Below are 13,290 nucleotides of genomic sequence, written 5' to 3'. Positions count from 1 at the left end.
GGTATAAGGGGAATATTATTCGCAAACGGGTGTTTTCATGGATCGTCTCGACCGTAAAATCCTGCGTATTCTGCAGGAAGATTCCACTTTGGCCGTGGCAGACCTTGCCAAGAAGGTGGGGCTTTCCACAACGCCCTGTTGGCGGCGTATCCAGAAGATGGAAGAAGACGGTGTTATCCGGGGCCGCGTCGCTCTTCTGGACCCTGCGAAGATCAACACCAAGGTTACTGTGTTTGTGTCCATCCGCACGGCATCCCATTCGATTGAATGGTTGCGTCGCTTCTCCGAAGTCGTGAGCGAATTTCCTGAGGTGGTCGAGTTCTATCGCATGAGTGGCGATGTTGACTACCTGCTCCGCGTGGTGGTGCCAGATATCGCCGCCTATGATGCCTTTTACAAGCGGTTGATTTCGAAGATCGAAATTCGCGATGTGTCGTCGGTGTTTGCCATGGAGCAGATCAAATACACCACGCAAATGCCGCTGGACTACATGCAGCTGGACAATGCGAAGTCCCAGGAAGACTAACCATGCTCGCGAAGAAGGCGGCTCAGTCCGCCTTCTTGTTCAGACGCGCCAGCAGGGACGATGTATCCCAGCGATTGCCGCCCATAGCCTGTACTTCGGCATAAAATTGATCGACCAGCGCCGTGACCGGAAGGTTTGAACCATTCCGACGCGCTTCTGTCAGCACGATATCAAGGTCTTTGCGCATCCAGTCCACGGCAAAGCCAAAATCATATTGACCTGCGGCCATGGACTTGTGGCGGTTTTCCATTTGCCAGGAGCCCGCAGCGCCCTTGGAAATGACGTCAACGACCTTTTCGATATCCAAACCGGCCTGTGTGCCGAAATGCAAGGCTTCGGCCAGCCCTTGCACCAGCCCGGCAATGCAGATCTGGTTCATCATTTTCGTCAACTGACCCGCGCCCACCGGACCCATCAAGCCCACCATACGGGCGTAGGATTCGATGACCGGCTTTGCGCGTTCGAAAACAGAGTCCTCGCCGCCGCACATGACGGTCAGCACGCCGTTTTCTGCGCCCGCCTGCCCACCGGAAACGGGTGCGTCCAGAAAATGTGCACCCTTCGCTGTCGCGGCGCGGTCAAGTTCCCGTGCGACTTCGGCGGATGCTGTCGTGTTGTCGATAAAAACAGCATTTGGGGAAAGCGTCTCAAACGCACCGTCCTTGGCTGTCGTTACCGAGCGCAAGTCATCATCGTTGCCCACACAGCAGAAGACAAAGTCCGCATCCTTTGCAGCCTGCGCAGGTGTATCGGCGGCTACGCCGCCAAACTCCTCCGCCCATGCTTTTGCTTTTGCGTTGGTGCGATTGAAAACGGTAACGGAGTGTCCGCCACGGTTTTTCAGATGCCCCGCCATAGGATAACCCATGACGCCAAGACCAATGAATGCAATCTTCGCCATGGGGAATCCTTCTGCTTTTATCCGCGATACCGGGCGACGATCAGGTGGCCGGGTGTCGGTTCGCCCTCTTCCAGCCGCACCGTGATTGGGCTGATATCAACGATATCAAAACCCGTTGCGTCAAGACGGCTGCGCACATAGGTTTCCGAATGGGCAAAACGCTGGTGCGGACCGACCATGAAATGGCGACCGGCGAAGACGGAATCCTCCAGCGTTTCGCTGGAAAAAACGAAGATCCCACCAGTTTCCATGTTTTCGGCAACGCCGAAGAACAGGGCTTCCAGCGCTCCAAGATAGGGAAGCACATCGGTCGCGGTTATCAGGTCGAACGCGTCATCATCGTTGTCGTCAAGGTAGTCGACCGCTTCGGCAACATAGAGCGTCTCATACAGGTCCTTGTCATGGGCCAGTTCAACCATGTTTTCGGACAGATCGATGCCGGTCATGTCCTCGACCATGTCGTGCAGCGCACCGCCGGTGAGGCCGGTGCCGCAGCCGAGATCAAGGAGACGCTTGAACGGTCCAAGGGCAAGGGTTTGCAATTTCTGACGCACGAGCAAAGGGACGTGGTATTCGAGCTGCTCCACCAGAACATCTTCAAAAACAGCCGCGTGCTGATCGAACAGCGTCGTCACATAGGCGTCCGACGCCTTATCCGGTATTTCGCCACGCCCCATGGACGCCAAACGAACGGCTGCACCGCCATGATCTTCGGGGTCGATGGCCAGCACTTCGTGGTAGGCAATTGCAGCTGCATCAAGATCGCCAGCCTTTTCCAAGGCCAGAGCGCGGTTATAGGCGTCCGCCAACGCTTCTTCGTCAATTTTTTCCATGCGGCCTTGATACTGTAAAATGCCTTGGACAGGAACCAAGATTTAGCGTTTCAGATGACGGGTTAAACGGTTTTCCAGAAGCACCCAAAGATTTCGGAGAAGTTCTACGAGGATGAGATACAAAATCGCAGCCCAGAGATACATCTGATAATCGAAGGTCCGCGAAAAGGCTCTACGGGTTTCACCCATCAGATCGAACACGGTGACGATGGCAACGATGGCTGATCCTTTGATCATCAAAATGATCTCGTTGCCGTAGGGGCGTAAAGCCACGATCATCGCCTGCGGCATGATAATCTTGAAGAACGATACGAGCGTGGAGAGGCCAAGAGACGAAGCCGCTTCATGCTGTCCGCGACCCACGCTGCCAATGGCACCCCGCAGAATTTCGGCCTGATAGGCTGCGGTATTCAAGGTGAAAGTCAGCAGCGCACAGTTCCATGCCTCGCGGAAGAACCACCAAAGACCGATGCTTTCCAACTGCGGCCGAAAGCTTCCCAGTCCGTAATAGATCAGGAACAACTGCATGATCATCGGGGTGCCGCGGAAGAAATAGACATAGGCGTAAGCCAGCGATGACAGAATCCGGCTTTTGCTCATTCTCGCAAAGGCAATCGGGAACGACAGGACCGCGCCGGCCAGAATTGAAATGGCAACGAGAACAAGCGTCGTCCGAAGGCCCGTCAGGTAGCTCGGACCATAACGCGCGAATTTCTCTGGATCCCAGCCGTTGACGATCATGAGGAAAAGCCCGACCACCACGGCAAGCCATACGCCCATGGAAACACTGCCGATAAACCGCGACCATGTGTAGGGGCGCGGTGGCGCGGGCGGCGGCGGAAGAGCTGGCAGCAAGACTTCGCGGTGACTCAACGGGTTGCCTCCGCACGCTTGGATCGCCGCTCAAGCGCCGAAAACAGTATTGACGACAGCATAGCCAGCACCAGAAACAACGCGCAGGACAGGGTAAAGAAGCCGAATGCCTGTTTGGTCACGCGCGCTGCGACCTGTGTTTGGCGGAGAATATCCGGAAGGCCGATGACGGACACCAGAGCGGTATCTTTCAAAAGCGCCATCCACAAATTGCCGAGACCGGGCAGGGCAATCCGGATGAGTTGCGGCAGGATGATGAGCCGCATGGTGCGTCTGCGCGGCAGACCCAGCGCATCACCGGCCTCATATTGTCCACGCGGGATTGCCTGAAATGCTGACGTCAGTACCTCCGAACAATAGGCCGAAAACACCACGCCCAGTGCAATCATTCCGGCAAAAAAGGTATTGATCTCGACAGCTCCGGTATAGCCCAGACTAGCCAGAAAACGCTGCGCCAGAATTTGCAGACCATAATAGACAATGAAGAGTGTCAACAGTTCCGGAAGACCGCGAAAGATCGTCGTGTAGATATTGGCAGCGCGGCGCAAAGAGGGCTCGTCCGATTGCTTTGCTAACGCAATACAAAACCCGATCATCAGGCCGACCGGAAGCGTTGCGAGGGCAAGCGTTGCAGTGATCCAGACGCCTCCGGCAATCTCATCGCCCCAGCCGGTATCGCCGCAGGCGAGCAGCGTATCGGAGGCAAGCCAGGTGAACAGCCCGAAATGTCCGCACAGCGGATCCAGCACAGCGCCCAACGTCGCCAATAACGATGAAACAGCGGTTATCATTCCGCTCATGCCAACTTGCTCCCGCGCCTCATGATTGCCGAGGTCGCTTTTATTCTTGTTCCTATCTCAAACAAAAATGGCGGAAGAGCAAGCCTTCCGCCATGGTATTTTAAACGGTCAATACAGCAGTTACCAATAAATTAGAATGTCTTATTCGCCATAGGCATCAAACGAGAAATACTTATCGTTGATTTCCTTGTATTTGCCGTTCTCGCGCAACGCGGCAATTGCCTTTGTGAAGCGCTCCGCCAGTGCCGTGTTGCCTTTCTTGACCGCGATGCCAGCGCCGTTTCCGTTGATGATCGGATCGACAGGCAGAACTTTCAAAAGCTTGCAGCAGGCTTCGCCATCGGGCGTCTTCAACCACTCGGACAGCACGACAATGTCGTCAACAATGCCGTCGATTCGGCCGTTGGACAGGTCCAGCTTGTATTCATCCGACGTTGGGTAGAGCTTCAGTTCCGATTTGGAAAAATGCTTTTCAACATAGTTGGAGTGCGATGTGGAGGACTGTGCACCCAGTGTCTTGCCGGATAATGTCTCTTCGGTCGCGTCCGTCAGGTCGGAATCCTTGGCAACTACGATTGCGGGTGGTGTATTGTAATATTTGGCGGAGAAATCGACCTTCTGCTTGCGTTCGTCCGTAATGGACATGGAAGCAACATAGGCATCGAACTTGCCTGCATCGAGCGCAGGGATGGCGCCGTCCCACTCCTGCGAAACGATTTTGCACTCGACCTTCATCTCGTCACAGACGGCTTTTGCAATGTCGATATCGAAACCGGTCATTGTGCCATCAGTCTGCAGAACGTTGAAAGGAGGATAGGCGCCCTCACTGGCAATGGTCAGGGTTTCAGCCGCCGATGGGCCGCTGGCAAATGCCAGATAAGCTGCTGATGCAGCCAGCAGCAGGCTTTTGGAAATGCGCATGATGTGTCCTCTCTGTTTGGTACCGGCGATTCTTTTTGTTGTCGACCGGCCCAGTCGTTACGGAGCGCCGCGCTCCGCTATGGTTGGTATAGTTTTGATTTTTGCGGGAAAAATCAACTGTATGCCCAATATTATTTTAGGGGCTGGACCCACGATTCTACCAGCCTATCTAAGCCATCTATTCATCGCTGGTTAATGGCGAATTGATTACGCAGGTGACGATTGTGGCGTTGCTACACACAGGCAGCGTCCAGAGCGAGGACTTTATATGACACTACGATCCAAATTGCTGGGCACTGTGGCCATGCCCGTATTGACCGTGGCGCTGATTGCTCAACCGATTTTGGCTGCGGCACAAACACGTTCGTTTGAGGTCGCGCAGGCCGAAGAAGCTGCGCCACAGGCAGAACCTGCACAACAGGACGATGGTGCTGCGGAAGCGCAGGCTGAAGAGGAGCGTCGCCGACAGGAACAGCAGGCGTCCGAGGCGCAGGCCGCTGCCCAGCAGAAGGCTGATGACGAAGCGGCCCGGGCTGCCCAGGCCGAAGCCGCAGAACAGCAACGCGCCGCCGATGAAGCCGCCGCCGCACAGGCTGCCGCCGAAAAGCAGGCCGCAAAAGAGGCCGCGAAGGCCGAAGCTGACGCCGAACAGCAACGTGCCGCACAGGCGGAAGCCGAAGCTCAGGCCAAGGCGGAGCAACAAGCTGCTGACGAGGCACAAAAAGCTGCCGATGAGGCGCAGGCTCAGCAAAAGCAGGCTGATGAGGCTGCCAAGGCGGCGGCTGAAGCGCAGGCTCAGGCTGACCAGCAAGCCGTGAGCAAAAAGGCTGCCAAAGAAGCTGAAAAGGCAGCCGAGGACCAGGCGGCACAGAGCCGCGCTGACGAGGAAACGAAGGCTGCAGCAGAGCGGCAGGCTGAAGAAGAGCGTGCGGCCAAAAAAGCCGCCTCTGCCGCCGAAAAAGCAGCAGAACCCGAGGCTGTAACGCCGCAGGAGCAGAAGGCCGTAGACGACAACGCCGCCGCGCCACAGGGTGAAGAACAGACAGCAGAACCACAGACGGCACCTGTGCCGACACCTTCCCCGGAAGCACCGGCACAAGAACAGGTTCCTGCGACGGGTGAAGCGCCCGTGCCAGAACCGGCACCGGGCGAACCAGCGGCACCGGCGGATCAGGCCGCACAGCCAGCACCGGTTCAACCGATTGTTGAGCAGCAGACGGAGGCAGAGAAGCAGACAATCGCTCAGGACCCCGCAAAAACCACCGAAACAGTCGTCCTGCCTGTCGAAAACGGTGCCGCCGTTCTGGACAGTGACAAGGATGCGGACAATGCCCGTGGTGCAGAGGGACGCCGCGAGCGGCAGGAGCAACGGGCACAGGAAAAGGCTGCACCACCGCCAAAGACAGATGCGGATGCGCAGGTTACCATCAAGCCAGCCGAGGCAAAGGCAATCAGTGCCAATGTACAGGAGGGTCTGACGGAAAAGGGCCAGAGGCTCGAAGCCGCACCGGTGTTCGCGGTTCCGGCGCAGGCTGGTGGAACGGTGATCAACAACAACACCGTCAACAATACGACGACGAACAACACCGTCAACAACAACACGGTGACCAACAACAATGTGACGAACACCACCGTCAATACCGTTGTGGTACAGAGCCAGGTGGATAACCGCACAGTCCTGAAGGTCGATGACCGTTTGATTGTTCGCGGTGATGATCGCCCAAGACTGCGAAGGGATTCGGACGATTCGTTTTACGAAGAGCTGCCGCGCGGCCGGACGCGTGAAACGATCGTGAAGCCTGACGGCTCTCGGATCGTTACCGTCTATGATCGTTATGGCGATACGGTCCAGCGCTCTCGCATTGACCGTCGAGGTCGCGAGTACTTGCTCACCTATGCACCGGAAATGGAGGATCGTGAGCCGTCCTACTATCGCGATCCGGGCTATGACCTGCCACCCATGCGCCTCACAGTACCAGTGCGGGACTACATCATCGACACGTCAAGCTCGAACGACCGGGATTACTACGAATTTCTGGCCGAGCCCCCGGTTGAGCGGGTTGAGCGGGTCTATTCCATCGATGAAGTGAAGTACTCGGCTCGTCTGCGAGACAAGGTTCGTCGTATCGACCTTGATACGATCACGTTCGCGACCGGCAGTGCCGAGGTTCCTCTGCAACAGGCAAAGACCCTGCGCAAGGTTGGTGAGGCCATCAACGAGGTCTTGAAAAAAGACCCCGGTGAAACCTTCCTGATTGAAGGTCATACGGATGCGGTTGGTTCCGACCAATCCAATCTGGTGCTGTCCGACCAGCGTGCCGAATCGGTCGCGGTTCTCCTGACGGAAGTTTACGGTATTCCGGCAGAAAATCTGGTGACGCAAGGCTATGGTGAGCGCTTCCTGAAAGTGCGCACTCAGACTGCTGAACAGGCCAATCGTCGTGTCACCATCCGCCGTGTAACGGCGTTGGTTCGTCCGGCACAAAAGTAACTGGCAACGGGTCCCGGCTTCGTGATGGTCATGAAGCCGGGACCCTTCATTTAAGATGGGTCGCCTTTTCGATGAAATTGGTGATCGCTACGGTGTCGTCCAGATTGAAAACCGGGATGGCACTATCCGGCACCGCATGATCCGCTGCAATCGCGACAATCGAGGGATCATCGCGATACAGAGGCGTCCGGCTTGAGGATTGCAGGCGGCGCGTTTCGATTTTTGCAATCGGTTCCTTCTTGTAGCCTTCGATCAACACCAGGTCGCACGGTGCCAGGCGCGATAGAATGTCGTCGAGCGATGGCTCTGGCGCATTACGCAGTTCATGCATGATTGCAAAGCGTGCTCCCGATACGATGGCAACTTCGCGCGCACCCGCTTGGCGATGGCGAAAGCTATCGGCACCCGGCTTGTCGATATCGAAATCATGGTGGGCATGCTTGATCGTGGAAACGCTGTAACCGCGCCGTGTCAGTTCGCTGACCAGGCGTGTGGTCAAGCTGGTTTTGCCTGAGTTTTTCCACCCGGAAATACCGAAAACGCGCTGTGTCATGGCGCTTGTAGCCTTTGTTCTGCGGTCCGAAGATCCTCCGGGCTGTTGATATTGAAGAATGGATCATCTCCATCGATCACTGGAAACTGCACATATTTCGTATCGTGCTGCGCGAGAAAAGCTCGTACCCGTCGTTTCTCGTCATGTCTTACGAAGTCTTCCAGCACGCTCGAAATCGATACGGGCCATAGCCCGAAGATCGGATGCAGATTGCCCCCGGACCACGCCACTGCAATTTGATCGGCAGAATCAAGGCCCATGTTCAATCGTGCGGCAAGATCGGTCGGGAAAAATGGGGTATCGATGGGCACAGTCAGCACATGCGTAGCCTCCGGATGAGACTGTCGTGTGTAAAGAAGGGCAGAGGCAATGCCAGCCAACGGACCCAGAAACCCCGGTATGGTATCTTCAAATCGGTCAATGTCCGGCGGCAGTGGCGTAGCAATCGGTCCGTTGTGGTTGATGGCCACAGCGTCCACCTGAGGGACAAGGCGCGTTAGGACTTGCGAAATCAGAGGCTTGCCACACAACAGCACATCAGCCTTTGGCTGCCCCATCCGCAGGGAGCGACCACCTGCCAGAACCACAGCGGGCAGGTTGGTTCGGTTGCGGGTATCATGTGACATCTCAGCGGCTCGTTTGCGGTATGGATTCCTGCGCCACCGGGTCAACCCGGCGCTTGTTTTCACGATAAAAGGCATAGAGGCCGGAGCAAACTACAATCGTGAGACCCAGAAGCATATAGCCATCCGGGACTTCGCCAAAGAACACGACTCCCAGCGTAATAGACCACACCAGTCCCGTATAGCGGAAGGGAGCAATGAAGGAGATTTCGCCGGTGCGCATGGCAACGATGATGCAGTGATAGCCCAGCGAAACCACCAAGCCGGATATGCATATCAAAAGAATCACATCACCATGCATCGGTTGCCAGCCACCCATCGGTATCATTAGCGCCCCGCCAGCGGCTGTGATGGCTGCGCTGGTCAGCACGGTCACGAACATCGATGGCAAAGCCGGGTCTACCCGTTTGGTTGCCAGATCTCGTAAAGCAGCAAACAGCACTGTGGCTATGGCTGCCAGCGAGACCATCGTAAAGCCTTCCGGGCCCGGGCGCGCGATGATCAAGACACCCGCAAAGCCGACAGCAATTGCCAGCCATCGCCGCCATCCGACCGGTTCTGCCAGAAACAGCGCTGCTCCCAACGTGACGGCAAGCGGCAAAGCCTGCAAAATGGCGGAGGCGTTGGCAAGCTGCATGTGCTTCAAAACATAGATGTTGGTAATCGCCGCGCAAACTTCACCAAATATGCGCAGGGTGAGTGCGGTGCTGGCAACCGCACGAACCGGACGCAGCGCTCCAAGACGCCAGGCAACCACGAACAATAGGAGCGTGGTGAAAATGCCGCGAACAAACATGATCTGGCCAACATTCAGGGATGCGGTCATTGCTTTGACCGCAGCATCGTTCACTGCAAAGGCAGCCATGGCGCTCATCATAAAAAGAGCACCTTTTGCATTGTGTCCGAGCTGCATTGTTCAAGCCTTGATTCGCATTGCCCCCCGTGAGAGACCTACAGCATCGTCCCGAAAATCGAAATGCATTTTCGGAACGCCTTATGCATTGATTAAAGGATTTAGAGCGACGTTCGCACGTCCGAATGGACGCACGGCGTCTAGCAAAATCCGCCTGATTTGACGTGTGAATTTTAGCCGCCGGTAACACTCATGTGGCGCGAAACAGCAGGCCGATTGTGTGTGCGGTCTATGATGAAATCATGACCCTTTGGCTTGCGGGCAATAGCCTCATCAATCGCTTTCGCCAAAACCATGTCGTCATCGCTTTGCCGCATCACACTGCGCAAATCCGCCGCGTCGTTCTGTCCAAGGCACATATAGAGTGTGCCGGTGCAGGTAAGCCGGACCCGATTACAGCTTTCGCAAAAATTATGCGTCATCGGCGTAATCAGTCCAAGACGTCCGCCGGTTTCCGCAATGCCGAAATAGCGAGCCGGGCCACCCGTCTTGTAGGGGATATTTTTGAGCGTGAACTGCTCCTCCAGCCGCTGCTGTACCAGCGAAAGAGGCAGATAACGGTCCGTGCGGTCTTCCTCGATCTCGCCCATCGGCATCGTCTCAATCAGCGTCATATCCATGCGGCGGCCATGCGCCCAGCGGATCATGTCGGGGATTTCGTCCTCGTTAAACCCCTTCAAAGCAACCGCATTGATCTTGACTGCAATGCCCGCATCTCGCGCCGCATCTATGCCGTCCATGACCTTTGCCAGATCCCCCCAGCGGGTTATGGCGCGGAATTTATCCGGGTCCAGCGTGTCCATCGATACATTGATGCGACGCACCCCGCATTCCGCAAGTTCCGCGGCGTAACGGGCAAGCTGTGACCCGTTGGTGGTCAATGTCAGCTCTTCCAGCCTGCCATCATGAACGCTGCGTCCCAGCGTGCGCACCAACTGCATGATATTCTTGCGTACCAACGGCTCACCGCCGGTCAGGCGCAGCTTGCGCACGCCCTTGGCGATAAACGCCAGACAGAGGCGCTCCAGCTCTTCCAGGGTCAGAAGGTCTTTCTTCGGCAGAAAATTCATGTGTTCAGACATGCAATAGGTGCAGCGGAAATCACACCGATCGGTAACCGAAACACGCAAGTAGCTGACCGAACGCCCGAACGGGTCTATCATCGGCCCAATCGCTGGCCCAATCACTGGCCCAATCACTGGTATGCCACGCGCGTTGAGCGCCCTGATCTGCGCCAATGGATTGATGTGCGTGTTCAAACAAAATCTCCGCGTTTAAGCGTCCAATGTTGTGACCGAAGACGGTTTCGTCAAGGCTTGATTGCGACTATAACGCATGTACAGGACTGCATGAAGGACACTTTCAACATGACCGCACCATGGCCGACGGAACTCCGTGTGACGAAAGATCGCCGAAACCTCAAGGTCACATTTCAGGATGGGGTCGTGGCGGAACTGCCTGCAGAGATGCTACGGGTGCTTTCTCCTTCAGCCGAGGTCCAGGGCCATGGGCCGGGCCAGCGCGTGACGGTGCCGGGCAAGCGCACTGTCGAGATCATCTCGGTGGTGGCCATGGGCAATTACGCCGTGCGCATCGGCTTTGACGATATGCACGATACCGGCATTTACACCTGGAGCTTTCTGCGGGAGCTTGGGGAGCAGGGGCGGGAGCGTTTTGCAGCCTACGAAGCCGAGCTGGCCGCGAAAGGGATGACCCGCGACCGCTCCGAAAAACCCCGGTGAAAATTCCACAGCAGTTCCAGCGAACATACGTTCGCCGGAACTGCTCTAACATCTTGTTTTGTCGCATTGTCCTGGCGTGAAAGTGATTCCACTTTTCCTGGAAATGCTCTAGCTACCGCTGCGCATCATGTCCGCATGTGACGGGAAGAACCGTTCAAGACCTGCCTGTTTGCCAAACATCGCATCATATTGCAGGTAGCGATAATCACGGATCAACGGGTCAACGGTTTTCGCGCGTGTCCAATCGGTGGTGACCGTCTCATCCCGCCCGACCAGCATGTACCGGTCAATGACGGAAATCTTATCATGCACCTTGCCGAGATACTCTGTGTAGAACGGGTGCTGGAAGTTGGCCAGTTTGAGAATGTGGTAGGGCAGGAACGCAGGGCTGGTGGTTCCGATGTTCTGTGCGCCCGTCCGGCTGGACCAGACAACAAGCGGCGTTTCGTGCTGCACCTTCATCTGTGCCAGCGGCCCTTTGCGCTCGGCGGTCGGGTCGTTCATGAAACCCGTGGAAACATAGGGGTTGCCCAGTGGGGGCAGGTGATCGCCGAAGAAAACCAGAATGGTCTCGCGGTCACGTTTCTTTGCCCAGCGCATCAGCGTTTTCAGGCCATCATCGGCGTCTTTTATGCCCTGTGCGTAGCTAGCAAGGGTTGCCTTGTCGGCATCGGGGATGTTTGCGTCCACCGTCATCTTGCTGTCGGGATACCGGTTCGCCTCGTAGGGGCCGTGGCCTTGCAACGTTACGGCAAAGTAGAACACCGGGCCGTTGGAGGCGTCGGCTGTCTGCATGATTTCCCGCATCAAACCGGCATCAGAGGCAAAGGTGCCGCGCTTCTCGATCTGTGGCATGTCGTCAGCGGACAGAAACTTGTCAAAGCCGAAGGCAGAATAGACGGAATTCCGGTTCCAGAACCAGCCCCCGAACGGATGCATGGCGGCCGTCTCGTAACCCTCACCTTTAAAGAAGGTGGCAAGTGACGGCACCGAGCGGCGCACATATTGCTGATAGGGGATGCTGCCATAGGGCAGAAATGCGTTTGAAAAGCCGGTCAACGCCTCGAACTCTACGTTCGCAGTCATGCCGCCAAATTCCGGCGAAAACATCGTGCCGGACTGCTGCTTGCGGACAGTCGGCATGGGATCGGCAGAAAATTTGACGTTTGGAAGCCGGGTCGGGTCCCAGAAGGATTCGCTCATGACCATGATGACATCCGGCTTGTCTTCAAAAAACGTCACCGGTGCAACCGGGCCTTCATCGATACGGCCGATCGCGTCAGCGGAATAGCCTGAAGGGGCGGCAACCGTTGCCATGGGCAGGTTAAACGCAAAGGCCAGAACAAACCCGTTGTGCGTATAGTTCTCCTTCTGGTCGTACATCATGGGAATGATTTGCAAACGATCCCGCGCCCATGAAAACTGATTGTAATCCATGAGGGAAAAGAAGGTCACCAGCAAAGGGACCGTCAGCAGCAGTCGAAAAGCGCGTTGACGGTAGGACATTTTTGGAAAATTACGCCACGCAAACCGCAGCGTCCAGATCAGACAGGCGATCGCTGCGATCAACGTCAAAACAATGAAAACAGCAGTCCATGGCCGGTCTTTCACCAGCACCGGCATCAACTCCATCAACTGACGGCCGAACAGAAAATCCGTGGGGTAAAGGGGGTCCGACAGGTACAGTTGCTTCTGTTGCGACATGAAGGCGGGGATGAGAGCGAGCGGGCCGAGCAGCAGGGCTGCCTTGTGCGTGCGACCAAGAAGAGCGTCCAGCGCGACGATCAACAGGAAGAACAGCCCGACCGTCGTCCAGCCCGGTTTGGTTGCGTCCAGAAGGTAATGGCCCGCAGCGATCATCGAGGAACGGGAGATCGATTCGATGGCAAACACGAGAAAAAGTGCGATCAGCAACGAAACAAGCAGTGTGCGACCGGTCTGGAACCCATCGATAGCAATGGGAAAGCGCCGGGATTGCGCAACTGAGGCTGTTGGTTGGGAGACCGTGCTGGCTCCGGTATGTGCGAGCGCCAAGGCCACCTCCGGTTTCATAAAAGTGTTACAGGGATGTCATATTGGCGTCATGTTGAACAGAGCATGAATGGTCGTTTTCC

At 56.3% G+C, this 13,290-nt stretch carries 13 protein-coding genes; 3 read left to right on the top strand and 10 right to left on the bottom strand.

What is annotated here, in order from left to right; genetic code table 11:
- Positions 1-37 precede the first annotated feature (37 nt).
- A complete protein-coding gene (locus IFT84_RS15185) occupies positions 38-526 on the top strand; it encodes an Lrp/AsnC family transcriptional regulator (protein ID WP_192120838.1) in 489 nt (162 codons plus the stop codon).
- Positions 527-548: 22 nt separating this feature from the next.
- Here the strand turns inward: IFT84_RS15185 and IFT84_RS15180 are convergent, their stop codons facing one another.
- From IFT84_RS15180 to IFT84_RS15160, 5 genes are all read right to left on the bottom strand, one after another.
- Positions 549-1,448: an NAD(P)-dependent oxidoreductase gene (locus tag IFT84_RS15180; protein WP_342212882.1), complete on the bottom strand. Its 900-nt coding sequence runs from the start codon at positions 1,446-1,448 to the stop codon at positions 549-551.
- Positions 1,445-2,260, bottom strand: a complete 816-nt coding sequence (locus tag IFT84_RS15175; RefSeq protein WP_192120835.1) for a methyltransferase domain-containing protein — start codon at positions 2,258-2,260, stop codon at positions 1,445-1,447. The genes IFT84_RS15180 and IFT84_RS15175 overlap by 4 nt, the downstream gene beginning before the upstream one ends.
- Before the next feature lie 42 nt (positions 2,261-2,302).
- Positions 2,303-3,133, bottom strand: coding sequence for an ABC transporter permease (locus tag IFT84_RS15170; protein ID WP_192120833.1), 831 nt, complete (start codon positions 3,131-3,133; stop codon positions 2,303-2,305).
- Complete coding sequence (locus IFT84_RS15165; RefSeq protein ID WP_192120831.1) at positions 3,130-3,933, bottom strand: ABC transporter permease; 804 nt, start codon at positions 3,931-3,933, stop codon at positions 3,130-3,132. The genes IFT84_RS15170 and IFT84_RS15165 overlap by 4 nt, the downstream gene beginning before the upstream one ends.
- Positions 3,934-4,074: 141 nt before the next feature.
- On the bottom strand, positions 4,075-4,854 hold the full coding sequence (locus tag IFT84_RS15160; protein WP_192120829.1) for a transporter substrate-binding domain-containing protein: 780 nt from the start codon (positions 4,852-4,854) through the stop codon (positions 4,075-4,077).
- 268 nt (positions 4,855-5,122) lie between these two features.
- Between IFT84_RS15160 and IFT84_RS15155 the strand changes: the two genes are divergently transcribed.
- Positions 5,123-7,345 carry an OmpA family protein gene (locus tag IFT84_RS15155; RefSeq protein ID WP_192120827.1) on the top strand — a complete coding sequence of 741 codons (2,223 nt, stop codon included), beginning with the start codon at positions 5,123-5,125 and terminating at the stop codon, positions 7,343-7,345.
- A 46-nt stretch (positions 7,346-7,391) separates the two neighbouring features.
- Here IFT84_RS15155 and mobB read toward each other — a convergent pair whose 3' ends face one another.
- From mobB to moaA, 4 genes are all read right to left on the bottom strand, one after another.
- A complete protein-coding gene (gene mobB / locus IFT84_RS15150) occupies positions 7,392-7,898 on the bottom strand; it encodes a molybdopterin-guanine dinucleotide biosynthesis protein B (RefSeq protein WP_192120825.1) in 507 nt (168 codons plus the stop codon).
- Positions 7,895-8,524, bottom strand: a complete 630-nt coding sequence (gene mobA / locus IFT84_RS15145) for a molybdenum cofactor guanylyltransferase MobA (protein WP_192120823.1) — start codon at positions 8,522-8,524, stop codon at positions 7,895-7,897. Before mobA ends, mobB begins: the two co-directional genes overlap by 4 nt.
- A gap of 1 nt (position 8,525) precedes the next feature.
- The gene (locus IFT84_RS15140) at positions 8,526-9,434 is read right to left on the bottom strand and encodes a DMT family transporter (RefSeq protein WP_192120821.1); all 909 of its coding nucleotides are present in this window, start codon (positions 9,432-9,434) and stop codon (positions 8,526-8,528) included.
- A 173-nt stretch (positions 9,435-9,607) separates the two neighbouring features.
- Positions 9,608-10,597, bottom strand: a complete 990-nt coding sequence (gene moaA / locus IFT84_RS15135; RefSeq protein ID WP_192120973.1) for a GTP 3',8-cyclase MoaA — start codon at positions 10,595-10,597, stop codon at positions 9,608-9,610.
- A gap of 204 nt (positions 10,598-10,801) precedes the next feature.
- Between moaA and IFT84_RS15130 the strand changes: the two genes are divergently transcribed.
- Positions 10,802-11,176, top strand: a complete 375-nt coding sequence (locus IFT84_RS15130; protein ID WP_192120819.1) for a gamma-butyrobetaine hydroxylase-like domain-containing protein — start codon at positions 10,802-10,804, stop codon at positions 11,174-11,176.
- A gap of 108 nt (positions 11,177-11,284) precedes the next feature.
- Here the strand turns inward: IFT84_RS15130 and IFT84_RS15125 are convergent, their stop codons facing one another.
- Positions 11,285-13,228 carry an LTA synthase family protein gene (locus IFT84_RS15125; protein ID WP_192120817.1) on the bottom strand — a complete coding sequence of 648 codons (1,944 nt, stop codon included), beginning with the start codon at positions 13,226-13,228 and terminating at the stop codon, positions 11,285-11,287.
- Positions 13,229-13,290 lie beyond the last annotated feature (62 nt).

Origin of the sequence: Rhizobium sp. CFBP 8762 (assembly GCF_014841565.1) — a bacterium.
GTDB lineage: Bacteria > Pseudomonadota > Alphaproteobacteria > Rhizobiales > Rhizobiaceae > CFBP-8762.
Note: the sequence above shows the minus strand (reverse complement) of the source record. Positions and strands in the feature narration are given on the sequence as shown.